Source organism: Salinicola endophyticus, assembly GCF_003206575.1.
Taxonomy (GTDB): domain Bacteria; phylum Pseudomonadota; class Gammaproteobacteria; order Pseudomonadales; family Halomonadaceae; genus Salinicola; species Salinicola endophyticus.
Genome location: NZ_PZJO01000011.1, coordinates 110,367 through 131,891, shown reverse-complemented (window position 1 = coordinate 131,891; position 21,525 = coordinate 110,367). Strand labels below are relative to the sequence as shown.

Here is a 21,525-nt window from a genome sequence, read left to right as displayed (position 1 = left end):
TTCCGGCTTGGCGTCAGCCTTGGCTGCGTCGACCTCGGGCGCTTCGCTCTCCGCCGTGGTGGCCGCAGCCTGTAGACGCTGCTGCTCTTCGGCAGCGGCCGGGTTCAGCGCGTGCTGGCGACTGCGGTTGCGCGGGTTGTTACGCATGCGCTTCGGCTTGCTGTCGACGCTCTCCTGCGGGGCGGCAGTGCTATCCGTGGTGTCGGCCTGACGCGACGCCTTGGGCTTGCCGGCGTTGTCGGGCTTGGCCGTCTCGGCGCGATTCTCGCTGTTGCGTTCGCTCTTGCCGCGGCTCTCCTGGCGGGGCTGGCGATTGCCCTGCTGGCGCGCGTCGTCACCGCTCTGGCGGTTATCGTTACCACCACCCTGGCGGCCGTCATCCTTTTGGCGGTTGTCGCCGCCGTTCTGACGGTTGTCGTTGCCGCCTTGACGGCTGTCGTTGCCGTTCTGGCGGTTGCCGTTACGACCACCCTCGTTGCGATTGTCGTTACCGCTCTGACGATCGTCCGACTGCCGGCGCCGGCGATTGTTGCCGTTGCCCTGGCGGTTGTCGCCACGATTGCTCTGACGGTTGTCGTTACCGGCGTCGGCCTGCTTGCCATTGTCGCCGTCACGCTTGGCACCGCCGTTGCGCTGCTGCTCGCCGCTGCGCTGCGAGTCGCTGTTACGGTTGCTGCGGTTACCGCCACCGTTCTGCGATGCCGGCTTGTCGTTGCCGCCGCTGCTGCGCGCCTGGCCGTCGCTGGCCGGGCGGGAAACCTCTTCGTCGGCGCGGCGGCGTCCGAACAGGCCGCGGAACAGCTGGATCAGGCCGCCGTTAGGCGTTGCCTGGGACTGCGCGGTGACGGGCTCGGACCTGGCCGGCTCGGATTTGGCCGGCTGCGGCTGCGACTTTGGCTGTGCGGCGGCCGGCTGGGGCGCGGGCGCTTCCGGCTCCTGGTGCAGTGAGTCCGGGGCAGGGGCGGTGTGGAGCACGGTCTGTACGGCCGCCTGGGTGCGCTGGATCGGCTTGGCCAGGCTGGTCTCCGGCTCCCTGATCGCTTCGCTCTCTACCGATAGCTCGTAGCTCGACTTGTTCTCGTCGCCCTCTTCGGAGATGTGGTCGTCGCGCAGGCGCTGGACGTCGTAGTGTGGCGTGTCCATGTCCGGGTTGGGCAGCAGCAGCACGCGCACCTTCTGGCGCCGCTCGACGTCGGAGAGCACGTTGCGCTTCTCGTTGAGCAGGTAGGTGGCGACAGGCACCGGCAGGATGGCGCGAATCTGCGCGCTACGCTCCTTCATCGCCTCCTCTTCGATCAGGCGCAGGATCGAGAGAGCCATCGAGCGCACGTCGCGGATGGTGCCCTGGCCGTCACAGCGCGGGCAGACCACGCCGCTGGTCTCGCCCAGCGACGGGCGCAGACGCTGACGCGACATCTCCATCAGGCCGAAACGGGAGATACGGCCGATCTGGACCCGCGCACGGTCGAGCTTGAGCGCATCGCGCACGCGGTTCTCCACCTCGCGCTGGTTGCGCGCCGGCGACATGTCGATGAAGTCGATCACCACCAGGCCGCCGATGTCGCGCAGACGCAGTTGGCGAGCGATCTCGTCGGCCGCCTCCAGGTTGGTCTGCAGCGCGGTCTCTTCGATGTCTGCGCCACGGGTGGCGCGTGCCGAGTTGATATCGATCGAGACCAGAGCCTCGGTATGGTCGATCACCACCGAGCCGCCGGAGGGCAGCTTGACCTCGCGCTGGTAGGCGGTCTCGATCTGGGATTCGATCTGGAAGCGCGAGAACAGCGGCACGTCATCGCTGTAGAGCTTGATCTTCTGCTGATAGGAGGGCATCACCTGGCGGATGAAGCTGAGCGCCTCCTCGTGTACCGCGGGGCTGTCGATCAGCACCTCGCCGATGTCCTGGCGCAGGTAGTCGCGCATCGCACGGATGATGACGTTGGATTCGCGGTAGATCAGGAAGGGAGCAGAGCGCTTGACCGCTTCGTCGGTGATCGCTTCCCACACCTGTACCAGGTAGTCGAGATCCCACTGCAGCTCTTCCGACGAGCGGCCGATCCCGGCGGTACGCACGATCACGCCCATCTTGTCGGGCAGGGTGAGCTGACCCATGGCGTCCTTGAGCTGGCTGCGCTCATCGCCCTCGATGCGCCGCGAGATGCCACCGGCACGCGGGTTGTTGGGCATCAGCACCAGGAAGCGGCCGGCCAGGCTGATGAAGGTGGTCAGCGCCGCGCCCTTGTTGCCGCGCTCCTCCTTGTCGACCTGGACGATGACTTCCTGTCCCTCCTTGAGTACCTCCTTGATATTGGGGCGCCCCGAGGGCTCCTTGGAGAAGTACTCGCGGGAGATCTCCTTGAGCGGCAGGAAACCGTGGCGATCGGCACCGAAGTCGACGAAGGCGGCTTCGAGGCTGGGTTCCAGGCGGGTGATCTTGCCCCGGTAGATATTGGCCTTCTTCTGTTCCCGGGCGCCGGACTCGATGTCCAGGTCGTAGAGGCGTTGGCCATCGACGAGGGCGACGCGCAACTCTTCCGGTTGGGTCGCATTGATCAGCATTCTTTTCATGACATCTCGCAAATTCAGCGTGCCGGTGGAAGGCATGCCTGAATCGGCGACGACGAACCGCAAGCGGTCGTGCTGTGCTCGCGCACATTGGTGGAGCGACCCCGCAGGAGGAACAAGCTTAGCGTGAGCCAGAAAGAACTTGGCGTGTCACCAACGCGTGGAACCGCGTCGGGACTCGAAAGGACTGCCCGGTCGCTGCGTGCCGCGTGGCGTCTTGTCCACCCGGCCACAGTCGGGTCGACGCTCGTCGAGCCCTTTGGCGTGCTGGCTGATTACCTTGGCATCTCTGCTGTCATGACCTGCTTGTCTGGGTGCTGCACGAACATGTGTTGAGTACGAAACGGTGGCGGAACATGTCACGGTGCGCATCGATCAGCCGCATCCGGTCCCGCAGACTGCCGTCTATATCACTTGGCATTGTTCGGTTCGGCGACGCCTTCCACCGATACTTGTGGGTTTCCCTGGGAGAGGTGCGCTGACGTTGTCGTCAGTGCGTGGCTCCCGCCAGGGGCAGGGCGTTCCAAACGTGTTTTGATCGACCCAGAGCGTGTGACTTTCGCTAACCCTCTGGGGGATCGAGACATTTTTTCGCTCCGGCCAGCATATTCAGGGGCTGGCGCCGACGTGGAGACGATCCACCGAGCGACATCGCAATATAACAGTAATGGCGCGCGGGCGGCAATTGAGGTCGCGCCGTCCGGGGAGTGCGTTAGAATGGCCGGCCGTCGGCACCAGAGGCCGCCGATTCGCGTTGCCGAGGAGTCAAGCATGGCCGAAGGCCAGGAAGTCCAGTTCATCGAAGTCAGCGAGTCCCAGGCGGGGCAGCGCATCGACAATTTCCTGCGCACCCGGCTCAAGGGCGCGCCGAAGTCGTTGATCTATCGGATCGTGCGCAAGGGCGAGGTACGGGTCAACAAGAAGCGGATCAAGGCCGACTATCGGTTGCAGAGTGGTGACCTCGTGCGTGTGCCGCCGCTGCGGCTGACGCCGGAGAGCGCGGTCAAGGAGGCCAGCGAAGGGCTGCGCAACCTGCTCGCCGGCAGCGTGCTGGTCGAGAGTCCCGACTGGCTGGTGATCAACAAGCCCTCGGGGCTGGCGGTGCATGGTGGCAGCGGGGTCAAGATCGGGCTGATCGAGGCGTTGCGCCAGGTGCGTGAGGATCTCGACTTCCTCGAGCTGGTGCATCGGCTCGATCGCGACACCTCGGGCTGCCTGCTGCTGGCCAAGAATCGGGCTGCACTGCTGTCGCTCAATGCCGCCATGAAGGAGCGGCGCATGGAGAAGAAGTATCTGGCGCTGGTCCAGGGGCGCTGGCCGGCGCGGCGCGATTACGTCAGTGCGCGGCTGGATCGCTACGACGCCGGCAACGGCGAACGCCGGGTACGTGTGGATGATGCCGGTAAGGTCTCGCGCACCCGATTTGCGGTGCGCGAGACGCTGCCGCGGGTCACGCTGATAGAGGCCGAGCCGGTCACCGGGCGCACCCACCAGATTCGCGTGCACGCGGCCCACGCCGGTCACCCGCTGCTGGGCGACGACAAGTACGGGACGCCGGAAGGTGCGCGCATGGCCCGGGGGCTGGGGCTCGACCGGCTGTTCCTGCACGCGCTGACGCTGACCTTCCCCGATCCCAAGAGCGGCCGCGATGTACAGGCGCGGGCGCCCTTGGAAGCATCGCTGGAGCGCGCGCTGGAGCGGGCGCGGCATGCCTCCTGAAACGCGTGCACAGGCGCTGCCGCGGGCCTGCCGCTATCGGCTGGTGATCTTCGACTGGGACGGCACGCTGATGGACTCGGCGGCGCGGATCGTCGCCTGCATGGAGGCTGCCGCGGACGAGCTCGGCTGGGTGGCACCGACGCCGGCGGCGATCCGCGACATCATCGGCCTGGGCCTGCCCGAGGCGATGGAGGCGCTCTATCCCGGTAGCGGGGCGCTGGAGCGGGACACCCTGCAAGCGGCCTTCGGCCGTCAGTTTCGGGTCGCCGATCAGGTGCCGTCTCCGTTCTTTCCCGGCGTGCCCGAGGGTATCGCGCGGCTGCGCGAGGCGTCCGAGTGCAGCCTGGCGGTGGCCACCGGCAAGAGTCGGCGGGGGCTTGATCGTGTCTTCGACCATCACGGCTGCGGCGAGTGGTTCGTGGCCAGCCGCACCGCCGACCAGACCCGCTCCAAGCCGCATCCGCAGATGCTCGAAGAGCTGCTGGCGGCATGCGAGCTACCGCCCGAAGCGGCGGTCATGGTCGGCGATACCGAGTACGATCTGGAGATGGCGCGGGCGCTGGGGATGGACCGCGTGGCGGTGAGCTATGGGGTTCATGCACGCGAGCGGCTGCTCGCCAGTGAGCCGGTCTGGGTCGCCGATGATTTCGCGGGTCTGGTCGAGTGGCTGTTGCCCGGCCCGGTTCGAGAAGGCTGCGCGTAACGCCTGACGGCACCAGGCGTTCGCATCGAACGCTGCGCATCTGGCGCAAGGAGTGAGCAGATGAGTGATCAACGACACGACGACTGGACCGATGGCCCCGAACTCTCCGCGGAGGCGGCCCAGGCCCGGCGAGAGGGGGCGGAGGCCGCATCCGGCGCCGGGAGCGAGAGTGTCAGGCTGGCGGAGATTCGGCTGCTCGACCGCTGGATTGGCGACGTGCTGGCCGAGCAGCGGCGCTCGCGGCGCTGGAAGATCTTCTTCCGTCTGCTGTTTGCCGGGGTAGTCGTTGCCGGGCTGGCGTTGAGTGCCTACAGCCTGCTGCTCGCCCAGGGGCAGGGCACCGCCAGTGGCGAGCGCCATCTCGGCGTGGTCGATGTCTCGGGGCCTATCGATGCCCAGGGGCAGGCTAGTGCCGAGCGCATCATCGAGGGCCTGCGGCGCGCCTGGCGCGATCCTGACAGCGAGGCGGTGGTGCTGCACATCAACAGCCCCGGCGGCAGCCCGGTGCAGTCCCAGCGGGTCTATGACGAGATTCGCTACCTCGAAGCCCAGGGCGACAAGCCGATCCTGGCGGTAATCGAGGATATCGGTGCCAGCGGCGCCTACTATATGGCCGCGGCGGCCGACCGGATCTACGCCTCGCCCGCCAGTCTGGTGGGGTCGATCGGCGTGATCAGTGCGGGCTTCGGGCTGCAGGGGGCGATCGACAAGCTGGGCGTCGAGCGTCGGGTATTCACCTCGGGGGAGAACAAGGCGTTTCTCGATCCGTTCTCACCCGTGGCGCCAGCGCAGCGCGAATTCTGGCAGTCGGTGCTCGACACCACGCACCAGCAGTTCATCGATGCGGTGAAGTCGGGGCGCGGCAAGCGTCTCAGCGACGATCCGCGCATCTTCTCCGGGCTGGTATGGACCGGCCAGCAGGCGCTGCAGCTGGGGTTGATCGATGATATCAGCAACCTGGAGCAGCTCTCGCGCAGTCGCCTGGGCAAGGTCAGTCTGGAGGACTACACGCCGTCGCTCGACCCCTGGTCGCTGTTCTCCAACAAGCTGACCCAGGCGGCGGCGCACTGGCTGGGGATCAGCGAAGCCGCCTCGCCGGTGCGCTATCAGCTGCCCTGAGGTGCTGCGGCCAGCGGGTCCATGCCGGCCTCGCGCAGCAGCTCGCACAGGCGCATCAGCGGCAGTCCTATCAGGGTGTTGGGGTCGTTGCCTTCGAAGCGTTCAAACAGGGCGATGCCCAGCCCCTCCATGCGGAAGCTGCCGGCGCTGTCGAAGGGGCGTTCGCGGCTGACGTAGGCCTCGATCTCGGCGTCGCTGAGCTGGCGAAAATGTACGTCATAGGTGTCGTGGGTGACCCAGTGGCGGCCATTGGCGGTATCGACCAGGGCGAGGCCGGTCATGAAGCGCACGCGCTGACCCGAAAAGCGGCGCAGGTTGGCGCAGGCGGTGGCGTGATTGCCGGGCTTGCCCAGAATGTCGTCCTCGAACAGCGCCAGCTGGTCGGAGCCGATGATCAGATGCTCGGGAAACTGCGCCGTGACCGCCTGCGCCTTGCCCAGTGCCAGGCGGTGGGCCAGCGCGGTCGGTGTCTCATTCGGGCGGTGGCTCTCGTCGATATCGGGCGCGGCCCAGGTGAAGGGAAGCGCCAGGCGCTCCAGGAGCTGGCGGCGGTAGGGGGAGCTGGAGGCGAGTACCAGTCGCGGCATGGGCTTTCCTTAATGTCTGTCGGGTCGGTGTCTGTCGAATCAGTGGCTATCGGGTCGATAGGGTGGCGAAGCGACGCCCTGGCATCCGAGTGATTGGATGATGCGGCTGTCGCCGGCTCTCCCACTGGCCACAAGAGAGAAGAGTGATTTTCAGCAGGACTTTTTTAGTCAGTCATTATTGCCAGTTTATTTTAATGGCAATCTCTTCGCGCTTGGCATGGCCTCGCCCGTTAATCTGTTTTCAGTGTGTTTATTGACGACTTGCGCGGGGTGGCAAGAAAGTGGCGTCGATGAGCACGCGAACGCCAGCGCCTTTCAGGCTATCATGTCGCCTCGTGGCGGCGCGCATGGCTACTATTGACCTGCCTCGCGCCGTCCCGCCCGGCGCCTGAATGTCTCTAGCGTAGTCGCGATCAAGTGCTTTGACAGAGACAGGTCGAATCCCTATTATGGCGCGCCTATGTTGACCAGACGACTTCCCGCGACCGTCGAGCCTTATCGCCTCGCGGCCAACCATGAGCTGCTCGAGGGCACTATCGACCTCGATGCGCTGTCGCGCCTTGCCGCCGAGATCGGTGAGCAGAGCGGACAGGCTCAGGTATCGTTGCAGTTCGGACGCGATGCTCAACGCCGGAACCTGATCGAAGGTGAGCTGTCGGCACAGTTGCAGATGCCGTGTCGGCGCTGCCTGAAACCGATGAGCGTGCCGGTGTCGAGCCGTTTCCAGCTCGCCGTGGTGAGCAGTGATGCGCTCGCTTCCGAGGTGCCGAGCGAGTATGAGCCGGTGCTGGTCGACAACGAACATCTCGACCTGCTTGGGGCGATCGAGGACGAGCTGCTGCTGAGTCTTCCTCAGGTGGTCTATCACGAAGAGTCGGCCTGTGCCGTTTCGCGTGATCAGATGCAGAGCGGAGAGAGCGCCGACGAACGGGCGCCCGCTCGAGCCGATAGCCCCTTCGACGTCTTGAAGACGTTGAAGGGAAAACTCTAAAACCGAATGACACTGACGTTGGAGTCATCATCATGGCCGTTCAACAGAACCGCAAGACCCGTTCCAAGCGTGGCATGCGCCGCGCACACGATGCGCTGAGCAGCCCGGCCCTGTCCCAGGACAAGGAAACCGGCACCACGCATCGTCGTCACCACGTCGCACCGGACGGCTACTACCGTGGTCGCAAGGTCGTCGACGTTTAATCACGGCGACTGACGCTGACGCGCGGGCGATGCGCATCGCCATCGATGCCATGGGCGGGGACTTCGGTCCCCGCGCTACTGTCGGGGGGGTACTGCTGGCGCTCCAGCGTCATCCCGACCTCGAGCCGACGCTGTATGGCCCCCAGGCCGAGCTGCGGGGGCTTCTGGCGCAGCTGGGCGCCTCGCGCGACGCGCGCGCGCGAATCTCGCTGAGCGATGCCCCCAGGGTGGTCACTCAGGCGATGCCGCCGATGGAGGTGCTCGACAACCCCTGTGCGACCAGCCTGCACGGCATGCTTAAGGCGGTGGCGCAGGGCGAGGCGCAGGCCGGTGTCAGCTGTGGCAATACCGGCGCGCTGATGGCACTGGCGCGACGTGAACTCGGCAGCGTGCCGGGGATCTCGCGGCCAGCCATCAGCACCGCTGTGCCGACGCGTCATGCCGGGCGCTGCTACCTTCTCGATCTGGGCGCCAGCGTCGAGGTGCACGCCAGGCATCTGGTCGACTTCGCCCACATGGGGGCGCTGATGTGCCGGGCGGTGGACGACGTGGCGCGCCCACGGGTGGCGCTGCTCAACGTCGGTGTCGAAGCGGGCAAGGGCGTGGCCCGGGTGCGCGAGGCGGACGCCGAGCTGCGCGGGCGGGACGCCGGTACCTTTGACTATATCGGCTACCTGGAGGGCGATGGCATCTTCTCGGGTGCCGCCGATGTGGTGGTGTGTGATGGCTTCGTCGGCAATGCGGTGCTCAAGGCCAGCGAAGGGGTCGCCCAGATGCTGCTCAAGCGCCTGCAGGAGACCTTCGAGTCTCACTGGAGTACGCGTCTTGTCAGCGCGCTGGCGCGCCCGGCGCTGATGCGCTTCAAGGCGCAGCTCGATCCGGTACGTCACAACGGTGCCAGTCTGCTGGGGCTCAACCAGATCGTGGTCAAGAGTCATGGCAATGCCAGCGATCGCGCCTTTGCCTTTGCCATCGATCGTGCGGTGCGCGAAATCGCGGTGGGGCTGCCGGACCACCTGCGCGGGGCCTGGTCGGCAGTGGCGGCGACATCTGCTATCTCGTCGGTCGATGACGTCGGTCGAGTGGATAGCGGGTCTCGTGATACGACGGGAACCGACGATTCATCACTTCAAGGGTGAGCGCGATGACGCAATCACTGGCTCTGGTCTTTCCCGGGCAGGGCTCTCAGCAGCAAGGAATGCTGCGGGAATTGGCCGAACGCTACAGCGTGGTTCGCACCACGTTCGATGAGGCTTCCGAAGCGCTGGGGTACGACCTGTGGCACGTCGTCCAGGAAGGTCCCGAGGAGAAGCTCAACGCCACTGCCTGCACCCAGCCTGCGCTGCTGGCGTCGAGCGTCGCCGTGTGGCGGGTGTGGCAGGAGCTGGAGGGGCCGCGTCCGAGCATGATGGCCGGGCATAGCCTGGGCGAGTACAGTGCCATGGTGTGTGCTGGCGCCCTGGGTTTTGCCGAAGGTATCCGTCTGGTACGGCTGCGTGGTGAAGCGATGCAGGAGGCGGTGCCGGCAGGCGTGGGTGCCATGGCGGCGGTGCTGGGGCTCGACGATGCTGCGGTCGAGCAGGCCTGTCGTGAGGCCGCCGGCGACGAGGTGGTGGCTGCGGTCAACTACAACTCGCCGGGTCAGGTGGTCATCGCCGGCCATCAGGGCGCGGTGGATCGTGCCATTGCGCTGTGCCAGGAGGCGGGTGCCAAGCGCGCGCTGCCGCTGCCGGTATCGGTACCCTCGCACTGTGCGCTGATGAAGCCCGCCGCGGCGCGAGTCGAAGCGGCGATCGCAGAGCTCGACATCAAGCTGCCGCGCTACGCCGTCTACCAGAACGTCAATGCCGAGGTACCGGCATCGGTGGAAGCGCTGCGGCAGCGTCTGGTCGAACAGCTTTACCGCCCGGTGCGCTGGACGGAGTGCGTCAACGCCATGTTCGAGGCCGGCTCCGGGGTCTTCATCGAGTGCGGGCCGGGCAAGGTCCTGACCGGACTCAACAAGCGCATTCAGCGTCAGATCAAGGGGTTGGCCGTCAACGACCCCGACACGCTGTCCTCCGCCCTCGAGCTGGCGCGCGAGGCGTTGGACGTTCAAGAGCCTTAAAGGATGACATCATGACCGAACGTAGAGTCGCGTTGGTGACCGGTGCCAGTCGTGGTATCGGTCGCGCCGTGGCCCGCGAGCTGGGGCGTCAGGGGCGCATCGTGATCGCCACCGCCACCAGCGAGAGCGGCGCGGCGCGGATCGACGAGGATCTCAAGGCCCACGATATCGAGGGGCAGGGTCTGGCGCTCGACGTCACCGATCAGGCCAGTGTCGAGGCCATCTTCAAGCGCATCACCGAGACCTATGCCGCACCCACCATCGTCGTCAACAACGCCGGCATCACGCGCGACAACCTGCTGATGCGGATGAAGGAAGACGAGTGGGACGCGGTGCTCGATACCAATCTCAAGTCGGTCTATCGTGTGTGCAAGACGAGCCTCAAGGGGATGACGCGGGCGCGTTTCGGCCGTATCGTCAACGTGAGCTCCGTGGTGGCGATGATGGGCAATCTCGGGCAGGCCAACTATGCTGCCGCCAAGGCGGGCATGGAGGGCTTCACCCGGGCGCTGGCACGTGAAGTCGCCTCGCGCGCCATCACCGTCAATGCGGTGGCGCCGGGCTTCATCGACACCGATATGACTCAGGCGTTGCCGGAAGCCCAGCGCGACGCGCTGCTGGGTCAGATTCCGCTGGCGCGCCTGGGGCAGCCGGAAGAAATCGCTGCGGCCATCGGCTTCTTGACCAGCGACGCCGCAGGCTATATCACCGGTGAAACGCTGCAGGTCAATGGCGGCATGAACATGCGGTAATCCCTCTGCGACGCGGGTTGCGTCGTCTGGGGGCGGTCTATAAACTAGCCGCAGCTTTTTAGCTGGCGGATTCGTACCATTAGGAGTAACGACATAATGAGCACCATCGAAGAGCGCGTTAAGAAGGTTGTTGCCGAACGCCTGAACGTCAAGGAAGAGGATATTCAGAACTCCTCCTCCTTCACCGAAGACCTCGGCGCGGATTCGCTGGATACCGTCGAACTGGTGATGGCGCTCGAAGAGGAATTCGACACCGAAATTCCCGACGAAGAAGCAGAAAAGATCACTACCGTTCAGGAAGCGATCGACTACATCAACGCCCACCAGTAAGGCGGTTATCTCCATCATCCGATGGGGCCCGACTGCCGGCTGGACGGCCGATGTTACGAAAGCCGCTCTCGATGAGAGCGGCTTTCTGCGTTCTAGGGCATGCACCGGCACGCCAGTGTCGCTGTGATAGCCTGTCCCGGGGTCAGTCTGGATATGCGCCGCGCGTGCTGGCGCTGAGTCCTCGACGGGCAGGGGGGCGCCCATCGGCGACGGGGATCGGGTATAATTCGCGCGTTTCGGTGTGCGGGCCGGCGGTGGGACTTGGATGGGTCGCCGTCACGGCTCGTGGCAATGACGGAGTTCGGAGGAGATTCGATGCCGCGTAGAAGAGTGGTAGTGACCGGCCTGGGTCTGGTGACCCCGGTTGGCAACACGGTCGAGGAGAGCTGGCAGCAGCTCTTGTCAGGGAAGAGTGGCATCGCGCCGATCGAGCATTTCGACACGGCAGGTTTCAACACGCGTTTCGGCGGGGCGGTCAAGAACTTCGACATCGGCGAGTACTTGAATCCCAAGGAAGCGCGCAAGATGGATCTGTTCATCCAGTACGGCGTGGCCGCCGCCACCCAGGCCATGCGCGACTCCGGCATCGCCTGCACCGAGGAGAACGCCCACCGTATTGGGGTGGCGATCGGCTCGGGTATCGGCGGCCTGCCGATGATCGAACGCAACCACGATGCGCTCAACAAGGGCGGCCCGCGGCGGGTATCGCCATTTTTCGTGCCCGGATCGATCATCAACATGATCTCCGGCAGCCTGGCGATCCAGCACGGCTTCAAGGGTCCCAACATCGCCATCACCACCGCCTGCACCACCGGCACCCACAATATCGGCTACAGCGCGCGCACCATCGCCTATGGCGATGCCGACGTGATGTTCTGCGGCGGCGCCGAGATGGCCACCACGCCGCTGGGTCTCGGGGGCTTCTCGGCGGCGCGGGCGCTCTCCACCCGCAATGACGATCCGCAGGCGGCTAGCCGCCCGTGGGATCGCGATCGCGATGGCTTCGTGCTCTCCGATGGTGCCGGGGTCATGGTGCTCGAAGAGTATGAACACGCCAAGCGGCGCGGTGCCACCATCTATGCCGAGCTGACCGGTTTCGGCATGAGCGATGACGCCTTCCACATGACGTCGCCGCCGGAAGATGGCAATGGTGCCGCGGCCTCGATGCAGAACGCGATCAACGATGCCGGCATCGATCCTTCGGCGGTCCACTACATCAATGCTCACGGTACCTCCACCTCGGCCGGCGATGTCGCCGAGAGTCGCGCCGTGGAGCGGGTGATGGGAAGTGCCGCAGACAAGGTCGCGGTGAGCTCGACGAAATCGATGATCGGCCACCTGCTGGGTGCTGCCGGCGCGGTGGAGGCGATCTTCTGCGTGCTGGCGATTCGTGACCAGGTCGCGCCGCCGACGATCAATCTCGATGCGCCCAGCGAGGGCTGTGTGCTGGATTACGTGCCGCATACCGCGCGGGAGATGAAGATCGATATCACGCTCTCCAACTCGTTCGGCTTCGGTGGCACCAACGGGTCACTGATCTTTTCGCGGGTGTGACGCGCGCATGCAGGACCTGACGCTACTCCTGGACGATCGCGGCTTTGCCTACGGTGATGGCCTGTTCGAGACTGTGCTGGTGCGCGACGGCCGGGCGCTGCTGTGGGAGGCGCATCTGGCGCGACTGGCAGAGGGGTGTGCGCGTCTGGGCCTACCGGCGCCGCCGCGGGATCGGCTCGATCCGCTGCCGGCGGCCTGTGCCCCCGGATTGCAGGTGCTCAAGCTGGTGGTGACCCGAGGTAGCGGCGGGCGGGGCTATCGCCCGCCGGCCGAGCCGACGCCACGCTGGGGCTGGAGTGCGGCTGCGTTCAGCCCCACTCCCCAGCGCTGGTTCGCCGGGGTCGAGGTGCGCCTGTGCGCGCTGCGTCTGGGGCGGCAGCCGCGTCTGGCCGGGCTCAAGCATCTGGCTCGGCTGGAGAACGTACTGGCGCGTCAGGAGTGGGACGACGACATCATAGCCGAGGGGCTGATGTGCGATAGCGAGGGCTACCTGGTCGAAGCGACGGCGATGAATCTGGTGTGGCTGCACGCGGGCCGCCTGGAAACCCCGCTGCTCGATCAGGCCGGTGTCGCCGGCACGCTGCTGGCGGCACTCGACGCCGAGACCCCGCTGCAGCGGGTGCGGGTCGAGCCGCAGCGGCTACAGCAGGCCGAGGCCGCCTGGGTCTGCAACAGCGTACAGGGCGTGTGGCCGATTCGCGTGCTGCGCGATGCCGAGGGGGCGGTGCTGCGGCGCTGGGACGTGGCGAGCGATGATCCCTTGCGCGGCCTGGCGCATCCGCTGCTCGGCTATCCCGTGGGCCCCGACGCCTGAAGAGACGGCGCGCGGCAGCGCCGTGATACCAGCGCCGCCCGGGGCATCCGGGCAGCGGCAGTGACGCCCGGTCAATCGGGCCATTTAAGGAAGTGGCATGCGCCTTCTCAAGATTTTCGTGGTGCTGATGGTGCTGGCGGCGATCGCCGCCTTCGCCGGTTATCGCTACTGGCAGTCGCAGCTCGACGGGCCCATCGCGCTCGACAGTGCGACCGTCTATGAAGTGCCGCGCGGCGCGGCCTTCTCCCAGGTGGTCGACGATCTCGCCGCACTCGGGGTCATTGCAGCGGCCTGGCCTTATCGGGTGCTGGCGCGGGTCGAGCCGCGCGCGATGCAGGGGCTGCGCGCCGGCGAGTTCCAGCTCGAGCCAGGCATGACGGGCCGCCAGCTGATCGCCAAGCTCTCCAGCGACCAGGTGGTCACCTACCGGGTGACGATCCCCGAGGGCTGGACTTTCCGCCAGATGCGCCAGCTGCTGAATGGCGCCCAGAAGCTCGAACACCGCACCGCTGACATGAGCGATGCCGAGATCATGCGTGCGCTGGGGCATCCGGACGAGTACCCGGAAGGGCGCTTCTTCCCCGATACCTATCGCTACCACAAGGGCGTGACCGATCTCGAAGTGCTTGAGCGCGCCTATACCCGGATGCACAAGACGCTCGACGAGGTCTGGGCCACCCGCGACGACGGGCTGCCCCTCGACGGCCCCTATCAGGCGCTGATCCTGGCCTCGCTGATCGAGCGCGAGACCGGCGTGCCCTCGGAGCGTGGCGAGATCGCCGGTGTCTTCGTGCGGCGGCTGGAGAAGGGCATGCGCCTGCAGACCGATCCGACCGTGATCTACGGCATGGGCGACAGCTATGTCGGCAACATCACCCGCGCCGACCTGCAGCGCCAGAACGCCTACAACACCTACGTGATCGACGGTCTGCCGCCGACGCCGATCGCCATGCCCGGGCGCGGATCGCTGGAGGCGGCACTCCACCCGACGCCCGGCGATGCGCTCTACTTCGTGGCCAAGGGCGACGGTTCGCACCAGTTCTCGCGCACGCTCAGTGAGCATAACGCTGCGGTCAGGCGCTATATCCTGAATCGCGACTGACCAGGCGGCGCTACCCGGGACTCGCCGCCCCCGCGGGCGGCCTTTTTTTCCAGCACGAGATCAGCACGAGACGACCGCATGAGCGCACAAGCAAAGCAGCAGTCACGCGGGCGCTTCATCACGCTCGAGGGCGGAGAGGGCGTCGGCAAGACGACCAACGTCGGCGTGGTCTGCGACTGGCTCACCAGTCGTGGCATAGAGGTGGTGCGCACCCGTGAGCCCGGTGGCACCTCGGGCGCGGAGGCGATCCGCGAGCTGCTGCTCGACCCCGAACGCGACGAACCCTGGGACGAGAGCGCCGAGCTGCTGCTGGTATTCGCCGCCCGCGCCCAGCATCTGGCGCGGCGTATCCGCCCGGCGCTGGCGCGCGGTGCCTGGGTGGTGTGCGACCGCTTCACCGATGCGACCTTCGCCTATCAGGGCGGCGGGCGCGGTCTCGATCCGGCGCGTATCGCCACCCTCGAGGGGTTGGTGCAGCAAGGGCTCGAACCCGATCTCACGCTGCTGCTCGATGTGCCCCTGGAGATCGCCGCGCAGCGGGTCAGCGGCCGTGGTGGCGAGCGTGACCGCTTCGAGCGCGAGCGTGAGAGCTTCTTCGAGGCGGTGCGTGAGACCTATCTCGCCCGCGCCCAGGCGCAGTCGCGCTTCGCGGTGATCGACGCCACGCCGCCGCTACCCGAGGTACGCGACGCCATCGAGCAGTGCCTCGCTTCAAGGGTGGCACCATGGCTATGAATCCCGCTCCCGCGGCGGCGCGGGTCGCCGAGCCCATGCCCTGGCAGCTTGAGCGCTGGCGCCGGCTGACCCAGCTTCAGGACAGCGGGCGCCTGCCGCACGCGCTGTTGATCTCGGGCCCCCACGGTATCGGCAAGCAGCCGCTGGTGGAGGCGCTGATCGCGCGCAGCCTGTGTCGCAACCCGGGCGAGATCGCCTGCGGCGAGTGCCACGGCTGTCGCATGCTGGCAGCGGGCTACCACCCCGATCTGCTCAGTGTCGCGCCGGTGGAGAAGTCGCGTCAGATTCGTATCGATGCCATTCGCCAGGTCAATGGCTTCGTCTCCCAGACGGCGCAGCAGGGCGGCTACCGGGTGATCCGCATCGAACCGGCGGAAGCGATGAACGTGGCCGCTTCCAACGCACTGCTCAAGAGCCTGGAGGAGCCGGGCGAGCGCACGCTGTTCGTGCTGGTGTCGGATATCGCCTCGCGGCTGCTGCCGACCATTCGCTCACGCTGCCAGCACTGGAACCTGGCCACGCCGCCCGCTGCCGAGGCCGAGCGCTGGCTGGGCGAGCGTCTCGGGGATACCGAAGAGGCCACGTTCTGGCTGCGTGTCGCCGGCGGGCTGCCGCTGCTCGCCGAGGAGCTGGCCGGCGCCGAGGCGCGCCAGCTGCGCCAGGAGCTGCGCGAGCTGTTCGATTCGCTGGTGCGCGGCGGCGAGCCGGTGGGGGAGGCGGCGCGGCTCGATGCCCAGGCGCTCGATCGCGTACTCTGGTACGGCATCGCCTGGCTCGAGGATCTGATTCGCCTGGGTCTCTCCGGCGACAGTCGCCGGGTGCGCAACAGTGATCTGCTGCCGCTCTACCGTCAGGCGGTCAAGAACGCCCGCGTGCGGGACTGGTTCCGGCTGCTGGATTACGCCCGCGAGCAGCGTCGGCTACTGGCGGCGGGAGGCAATCCCAATCCGCAGCTGGTGATGGAGGCGTGGCTGATTCGCTGGTCGGCTCTGCTGAGGTCCTGAGACGTCGGGGCGTGCCTCGAGGGGGGGGGCGAGTGCCGCTGTTGTCGAGTGGCGCCATGCGGCCGCTCAAGGGGCTTGCATGATCTCGCGGAGGGTGTTTCTGCTCATCCTGCTGAGGGCTGTTTTCCTCACCCCGCTGAGGGCGTTTTTCCTCATCCCGCTGAGGGCTCTTTCCATGACTTTGCCGAGGGCACTGCCATGAGTTCACACAAAGCACTGTCGCTGACCATTCGCGACGACGATACCCTGCACAGTGCCTATCTGGCGTGGCTGGCTCGCGGTGGGCTGTTCGTGCCCACCGAGCAGCGCTACAGCCTGGGCCAGCGGGTCTATCTACTGGTCACGCTGCCCGGCGCCCAGGAGCGCCTGCCGGTGGAGGGGGAAGTGGTGTGGTTGACGCCCGCCGGCACCGCTGACCGGCTCGCCGGTATCGGCGTGCACTTCGGCGCCGACGGTCAGGACCTGCGCGAGCGTATCGAGGCGCGGCTCAAGGCGCATCCGTCGCCGCCGGCACTCACCCGCCATACGCTCTAGGCGGCGCCTGCTCTCTAGAGCGGCTAGTCAACGCCGGCGCACGCGGGCCGGTTGTCTCAAAGAGCTCATCATTACCGTTTTCTGGATATCGTCATGTTCGTAGACTCCCACTGCCACCTCGACCGCCTCGATCTGACGCCCTACGCCGGCGATCTCGGCGCTGCCCTCGACGCGGCGCGCGCGCGGGGCGTGCAGCGCTTCCTGGCCATCGCCACCACCCTGGAGAGCGCGCCCGAGCTGGCGGCACTGACGCGTGAGCATGCCGATGTCGACATCGCGCTCGGCCTGCATCCGCTGCAGGCAGTGTCACAGGAGCCCGACGCTGCAGAGATCGCTGACTGCGCCGAGCGCCATTCGGCGGTGGCCATCGGCGAGACCGGGCTCGACTTCCACGTCGACAGCGTGCCGCACGAGCGCCAGCGCCGGCGTTTCGTGGCCCATCTGGAGGCGGCGCGGGTGCTGGAGTTGCCGGTGGTGGTACACACCCGGGAGGCGCGCGAGGAGACGCTGGCGCTGATCCGTGAGCATGGAGACCCGGCGGTGGGTGGCGTGCTGCACTGCTTCACCGAAGATCTCGACATGGCGCGCGAGGCGGTGCGCCTGGGTTACTACATCTCGCTCTCGGGCATTGTCACCTTCGCCAGCGCTGACGCGCTGCGTGAGGTGGCCCGCCGGCTGCCGCTGGATCGCCTGCTGATCGAGACCGACAGCCCCTTTCTGGCCCCGGTGCCTTATCGCGGGCGGGCCAACGAGCCACAGTGGGTGGTGGAGGTCGCCGAGTGTATCGCCGAGGTGCGCGGCATCAGTGTCGACGAGGTGGCGATGCAGACCCGGGCCAACTTCTATCGGCTGTTCCCGGGCTGCCATCAGGAAGATGCGCAGCACACCAACCCCTTTGTGTGAGGCGCGAGCGCGTTCGTCCAGGGTTTGTCCGAAAAGTCAGCGAGCGCAGGTAGTTTTCGTACAAAGCCTATCCACTCGTCACTCTCATCAGGAGCCGCCCCATGCGCCTGGATACGCTATTCCATCAGCTCGACGCCCGCGGCGTGCCGCCCCTCGACCAGTGGGACCCGGCGTTCTGCGGTGAGATGGATCTGCTGATCACCGCCGGTGGCGAGTGGATTCACGAGGGGGCGCCGATTCGCCGCCCTGAGCTGGTACGCCTGCTGAGCAGCGTGCTGCGGCGCGAGAGCGACGGCGACTACTATCTGGTCACCCCGGCCGAGAAGCTGCGTATTCGGGTCGAGGATCGCCCGCTGCTGGCGATCGATGCCGACGCGGATGCCGATGGCTGGTTTATCGCTCTGCAGTGGGGTGAGCGGCTGCGTCTGGGGATGGTACATCGCCTGCAGCTGGCGCCCGACCCCCAGGGCGAGTGGCGGCCGGCGCTGCCGGTGCGCCACGGCCTCGAGGCGCGGCTGCATCGCAATCTCTACTACCGGCTGATCGAGAGCGCCGAATGGCGCGGAGCCGAGCTAGGGCTCGACAGCGACGGGGTGTGGCAGCCCCTGGGCCGGCTGGCGGAGGACGAGGCATGAGCGAGGCCACGCACGCCGACGCCGCGCTCAACCGTGGCGCGGCGCTGACCGCCGAACAGCGGGCGGTGGTCGGCCACGTCAGCGGCCACGCCCGGGTGGCGGCGGTGGCCGGCGCCGGCAAGACCACCACCCTGGTGCAGCGGGTACTGCATCTACTCGCCAGCGGTGAGTCACCACGGCGCCTGCTGGTGCTGATGTTCAACCGCGCGGCGCGCGACGACTTCCGTGACAAACTGGCGCGGCAGGCGCCGGCGGGGGTGGCGCTGCCCGAGGTGAGAACCTTTCACTCGATTGGTCATCGCCTGACCCAGAGTCTGACCCGCTGGGGCTTTCTGCCGCCGCGGCAGCTATTGCAGGCCGACTGGCAGCATGAGCGGCTGCTGCGCCAGGCGGTGGCCCAGAGCCTCGCCCAGGCCGACGCCGAAACCCAGGAGGGGGCGCTGGAGGCCGAGCGGGTAGAGGCCTTCGCCCAGTTCTGCGATCTGGTCAAGGCCGAGATGGCCGAGCCCGCGGCGCTGTTCGAGCGCCTCGACTACACCCCGGGCGAACGTCACTTCATCGAGGCCTTCGCCATCGCCGAGTCGCTGCTCGAGGCGGCCGGCAGCATCACCTATGCCGATCTGCTCTACCGCCCGCTGCGCTGTCTCGAAGCCGAGCCCGAGGCGCGGCGGCGGGTTCAGGGCTATCTCAATCACGTCATCGTCGACGAGTACCAGGACATCAACGAGTCGCAGCTGCGACTGTTGAAGCTGCTGGCCGGGGAGCAGGCGCAGGTGATGGCGGTGGGCGACGCCAACCAGTGCATCTACGAGTGGCGTGGGGCCCGCGCCGACGCCATGCTGGCGCGCTTCGATGGTCTGTTCGGGGCCGCCAGCGACTATCCGCTCTCCTACACCTTCCGCCACGGCCACGCCCTGGCGCTGGCGGCCAACCATGCGATCCGCGGCAACGCCCAGGGCAGCGATCAGCTGTGTCTGGCCGCGCCGGGCAATCCGCAGACACGGCTCGGCAGCGGCGTGGGTGCTGCGGCGCTGCTCGACGAACTGGGCCGCTGGCAGGCGGCCGGCCGTCGCCACGACGAGGCCTGCGTGCTGGTGCGCAGCTGGTCGCTGTCGGTCTCGGTACAGCTGCAGCTGCTGCGCGCGGGCATTCCGTTCCGGCTGGCTCAGGAGTCGCGCTTCGTCTTCCGCCTGCCGCTGGTCCAGGCGCTGGCCGGCTATCTGCAGCTGGCGCGGGAGCCACACCGCCTCCAGGATCCGGGGCATCTGGGGCTGCTGTTCTCGCAGCCCACGACCTTCGTCGCCCAGGAGCGCGTGCGGCGGCTATGCGAGGCGCTCGCCGCGACCCAGCAGTGGCCGCGGCGGGAGGATCCGCTACTGGCAGGGCTCAAGCCCGGCCAGCGGCGCCACCTCAAACGCCGATGGCAGCTGCTGTGCGAGCTGCCGCGGCTGGGCAACTGGCCGCCGGCGAAGCTGCTGGCCCATGTGATCGAGGCGATCGACGCCGAGAAGGTGCTGCGGCGCTCGGCCTCGCGGCGGGAAAAGGCGGACGACGACGTGCGCCTGCTCGACGTGCTGATCGAACAGGCCGGCGAGCTGGCCAACGACCCCGATGCCTTCATCGAGCTGCTGCGCAATCCGGTGGAGAATCGCCCCGATGGCGTGCTGATCAGTACCGTGCATGGGGCCAAGGGGCTGGAGTGGCCGCTGGTCATGCTCTGGGGCCTCAACGAAGAGGATTTCCCCCATTTCAGCCGTGACAATCCGCTCTCGCCCCAACGCCTGGAGGAGGAGCGTCGGCTCTACTATGTCGCGATGACCCGGGCCCGTGAGCGGCTGCTGCTGCTGCACGATGGCGGCGAACATCGCCCCAGCCGGTTTCTCGCCGAGAGCGCAGTGGCGGAGTGCGAGCGCGTCGGTCAGGCGCTGGCCAGCCAGAGTGAGGCGAGTGTCAGTGTCAGCGAGCCGGCGCTGGTTGCGCGCTATCTCGAGCGTGTCGGCTGCCAGCTGACGCTGACGCCTGTGCCCGAGATGGCCACTGTCGCGCCGGCAGCGGGCTGGCAGGTCGGCGAGCGGCTCCACCACGCCAACTTCGGCGCCGGCGAGGTAGTCGTGGTCGAGGGTGACCCCGCCGATCCGGTGATCGAGGTGCGCTTCGAGGGCGCCGGGCGGCGCCGGCTGATCGCCTCGCGGGCCCCCTTGGCGCGGATCGCCTGAGTCGACTCGACAGCGAGTGCGGCACGGCGCAGCATGGGGTGACTCCCATGCCTGAGGCGTTGCGCCATGTCGGTACTGATCACTCCCGAAGCACTCGAAGCCCAGCTGCAGACCTCCCAGCCGCCACTGCTGCTCGATTGCCGTGCCTTTCGTCAGGACAGCGCCGAGGCTGCCGTGACCCTGCCAGATAGCCGCCGCTTCGATCTCGAACGCGACATGTCGGCAGCATCCGGCGCCGGCGGCCGCCATCCATTGCCGTCACAGGCGGACTTCACGGCGACGCTTTTGCGTCTCGGCGTGACGCCTGGGCGAGCCGTGGTGGTGTTCGACGATCAGGGTGGCCGGCTGGCAGCGGCGCGGGGCTGGTGGATGCTGGCGTGTTGGGCGGGGCACCCGGATGTGCGCGTGCTCGATGGCGGCATTCAGGCGTGGCAGGCGGCGGCGGGGGAGACGGTACCCCTGGCGCCGAACGAGGTATCGCGTGAGGCGGCGGCCGGTGCCACGGCCTGGCGGCCCGACTACCACGACACGGCCTGGATCGGGCTGGAACGGCTGGCGGCTGAGGGCGGTCAGTTGATCGACGCTCGGGCTGCCTCGCGCTTCCGCGGCGAGGAGGAGCCCCTCGACCCGGTGGCCGGTCATATCCCCGGCGCCCTGTGTCACCCCTGCGCCGACAATCTTGCCGCCGATGGCCGCTTCCAGTCACCGGCAGCGCTGGCCGCGACCCTGCCCCAGGGAGAGCGGCTGACCGCCTACTGCGGCTCCGGGGTGACCGCGTGCCACAACATCCTCGCCTATGCGGTGGCCGGCCTGGCGCTGCCGCGGCTCTATGTCGGCTCCTGGAGCGAGTGGATCGAGGATGGCGGACGGCCCGTGGCCACCGGCCCCGCCTAGGCAGGGCCGGCAACGCAGTGCGCTGGTCGGCGTTTCCGATCGAGCCTGGCGACTCCCGCTG

General features: G+C 67.2%; 22 protein-coding genes. 20 read left to right on the top strand and 2 right to left on the bottom strand.

Annotated features, from left to right (window positions below; all coding sequences use genetic code 11):
- Window positions 1-2,565 (bottom strand): ribonuclease E (gene rne, locus DOM66_RS18755; RefSeq protein ID WP_110691192.1); only part of this gene is annotated, 2,565 nt, incomplete at its 3' end.
- Window positions 2,566-3,333: 768 nt separating this feature from the next.
- Between rne and DOM66_RS18750 the strand changes: the two genes are divergently transcribed.
- Genes DOM66_RS18750 through sppA form a run of 3 tightly spaced genes read left to right on the top strand, consistent with a single transcriptional unit; the run spans window position 3,334 to window position 6,103 of the window.
- Window positions 3,334-4,281 carry an RluA family pseudouridine synthase gene (locus tag DOM66_RS18750; RefSeq protein WP_110676652.1) on the top strand — a complete coding sequence of 316 codons (948 nt, stop codon included), beginning with the start codon at window positions 3,334-3,336 and terminating at the stop codon, window positions 4,279-4,281.
- A complete protein-coding gene (locus DOM66_RS18745) occupies window positions 4,271-4,984 on the top strand; it encodes an HAD family hydrolase (RefSeq protein WP_110691181.1) in 714 nt (237 codons plus the stop codon). Before DOM66_RS18750 ends, DOM66_RS18745 begins: the two co-directional genes overlap by 11 nt.
- Window positions 4,985-5,044: 60 nt before the next feature.
- A complete protein-coding gene (gene sppA / locus DOM66_RS18740; protein WP_110676648.1) occupies window positions 5,045-6,103 on the top strand; it encodes a signal peptide peptidase SppA in 1,059 nt (352 codons plus the stop codon).
- On the opposite strand, the gene DOM66_RS18735 is transcribed toward sppA, so the two are convergent.
- Window positions 6,091-6,690, bottom strand: a complete 600-nt coding sequence (locus tag DOM66_RS18735; RefSeq protein WP_110676646.1) for a Maf family protein — start codon at window positions 6,688-6,690, stop codon at window positions 6,091-6,093. The genes sppA and DOM66_RS18735 overlap by 13 nt on opposite strands.
- Before the next feature lie 97 nt (window positions 6,691-6,787).
- Between DOM66_RS18735 and DOM66_RS19695 the strand changes: the two genes are divergently transcribed.
- From DOM66_RS19695 to DOM66_RS18655, 17 genes are all read left to right on the top strand, one after another.
- A complete protein-coding gene (locus DOM66_RS19695) occupies window positions 6,788-7,051 on the top strand; it encodes a hypothetical protein (protein ID WP_157959103.1) in 264 nt (87 codons plus the stop codon).
- A 99-nt stretch (window positions 7,052-7,150) separates the two neighbouring features.
- Entirely contained in the window at window positions 7,151-7,681 is a 531-nt protein-coding gene (locus DOM66_RS18730) for a YceD family protein (protein WP_110676644.1), read from the top strand.
- Window positions 7,682-7,713: 32 nt separating this feature from the next.
- On the top strand, window positions 7,714-7,884 hold the full coding sequence (gene rpmF / locus DOM66_RS18725) for a 50S ribosomal protein L32 (RefSeq protein ID WP_110676642.1): 171 nt from the start codon (window positions 7,714-7,716) through the stop codon (window positions 7,882-7,884).
- 29 nt (window positions 7,885-7,913) lie between these two features.
- Complete coding sequence (gene plsX / locus DOM66_RS18720; RefSeq protein ID WP_110676640.1) at window positions 7,914-9,023, top strand: phosphate acyltransferase PlsX; 1,110 nt, start codon at window positions 7,914-7,916, stop codon at window positions 9,021-9,023.
- Between the two features lie 5 nt (window positions 9,024-9,028).
- Window positions 9,029-9,991, top strand: coding sequence for an ACP S-malonyltransferase (gene fabD / locus DOM66_RS18715; RefSeq protein ID WP_110676638.1), 963 nt, complete (start codon window positions 9,029-9,031; stop codon window positions 9,989-9,991).
- 8 nt (window positions 9,992-9,999) lie between these two features.
- On the top strand, window positions 10,000-10,743 hold the full coding sequence (fabG, locus tag DOM66_RS18710) for a 3-oxoacyl-ACP reductase FabG (RefSeq protein WP_110691191.1): 744 nt from the start codon (window positions 10,000-10,002) through the stop codon (window positions 10,741-10,743).
- Between the two features lie 96 nt (window positions 10,744-10,839).
- Entirely contained in the window at window positions 10,840-11,073 is a 234-nt protein-coding gene (acpP, locus tag DOM66_RS18705) for an acyl carrier protein (RefSeq protein ID WP_035474582.1), read from the top strand.
- 315 nt (window positions 11,074-11,388) lie between these two features.
- Window positions 11,389-12,627, top strand: a complete 1,239-nt coding sequence (gene fabF / locus DOM66_RS18700) for a beta-ketoacyl-ACP synthase II (RefSeq protein WP_110691180.1) — start codon at window positions 11,389-11,391, stop codon at window positions 12,625-12,627.
- A gap of 7 nt (window positions 12,628-12,634) precedes the next feature.
- Window positions 12,635-13,441, top strand: a complete 807-nt coding sequence (gene pabC, locus DOM66_RS18695) for an aminodeoxychorismate lyase (protein WP_110691179.1) — start codon at window positions 12,635-12,637, stop codon at window positions 13,439-13,441.
- A gap of 97 nt (window positions 13,442-13,538) precedes the next feature.
- Window positions 13,539-14,543: an endolytic transglycosylase MltG gene (mltG, locus tag DOM66_RS18690; RefSeq protein WP_110691178.1), complete on the top strand. Its 1,005-nt coding sequence runs from the start codon at window positions 13,539-13,541 to the stop codon at window positions 14,541-14,543.
- Window positions 14,544-14,621: 78 nt separating this feature from the next.
- The gene (gene tmk, locus DOM66_RS18685) at window positions 14,622-15,278 is read left to right on the top strand and encodes a dTMP kinase (RefSeq protein WP_110691177.1); all 657 of its coding nucleotides are present in this window, start codon (window positions 14,622-14,624) and stop codon (window positions 15,276-15,278) included.
- Entirely contained in the window at window positions 15,269-16,282 is a 1,014-nt protein-coding gene (locus tag DOM66_RS18680; protein WP_110691176.1) for a DNA polymerase III subunit delta', read from the top strand. The genes tmk and DOM66_RS18680 overlap by 10 nt, the downstream gene beginning before the upstream one ends.
- A gap of 198 nt (window positions 16,283-16,480) precedes the next feature.
- The gene (locus tag DOM66_RS18675; protein WP_110691175.1) at window positions 16,481-16,816 is read left to right on the top strand and encodes a PilZ domain-containing protein; all 336 of its coding nucleotides are present in this window, start codon (window positions 16,481-16,483) and stop codon (window positions 16,814-16,816) included.
- A gap of 93 nt (window positions 16,817-16,909) precedes the next feature.
- Window positions 16,910-17,719, top strand: a complete 810-nt coding sequence (locus tag DOM66_RS18670) for a TatD family hydrolase (protein WP_110691174.1) — start codon at window positions 16,910-16,912, stop codon at window positions 17,717-17,719.
- A gap of 101 nt (window positions 17,720-17,820) precedes the next feature.
- Window positions 17,821-18,354, top strand: a complete 534-nt coding sequence (locus DOM66_RS18665) for a DUF1285 domain-containing protein (protein WP_110691173.1) — start codon at window positions 17,821-17,823, stop codon at window positions 18,352-18,354.
- Complete coding sequence (locus DOM66_RS18660) at window positions 18,351-20,570, top strand: ATP-dependent helicase (protein WP_110691172.1); 2,220 nt, start codon at window positions 18,351-18,353, stop codon at window positions 20,568-20,570. Before DOM66_RS18665 ends, DOM66_RS18660 begins: the two co-directional genes overlap by 4 nt.
- 66 nt (window positions 20,571-20,636) lie before the next feature.
- Window positions 20,637-21,464, top strand: coding sequence for a sulfurtransferase (locus DOM66_RS18655; RefSeq protein ID WP_110691171.1), 828 nt, complete (start codon window positions 20,637-20,639; stop codon window positions 21,462-21,464).
- Window positions 21,465-21,525 lie beyond the last annotated feature (61 nt).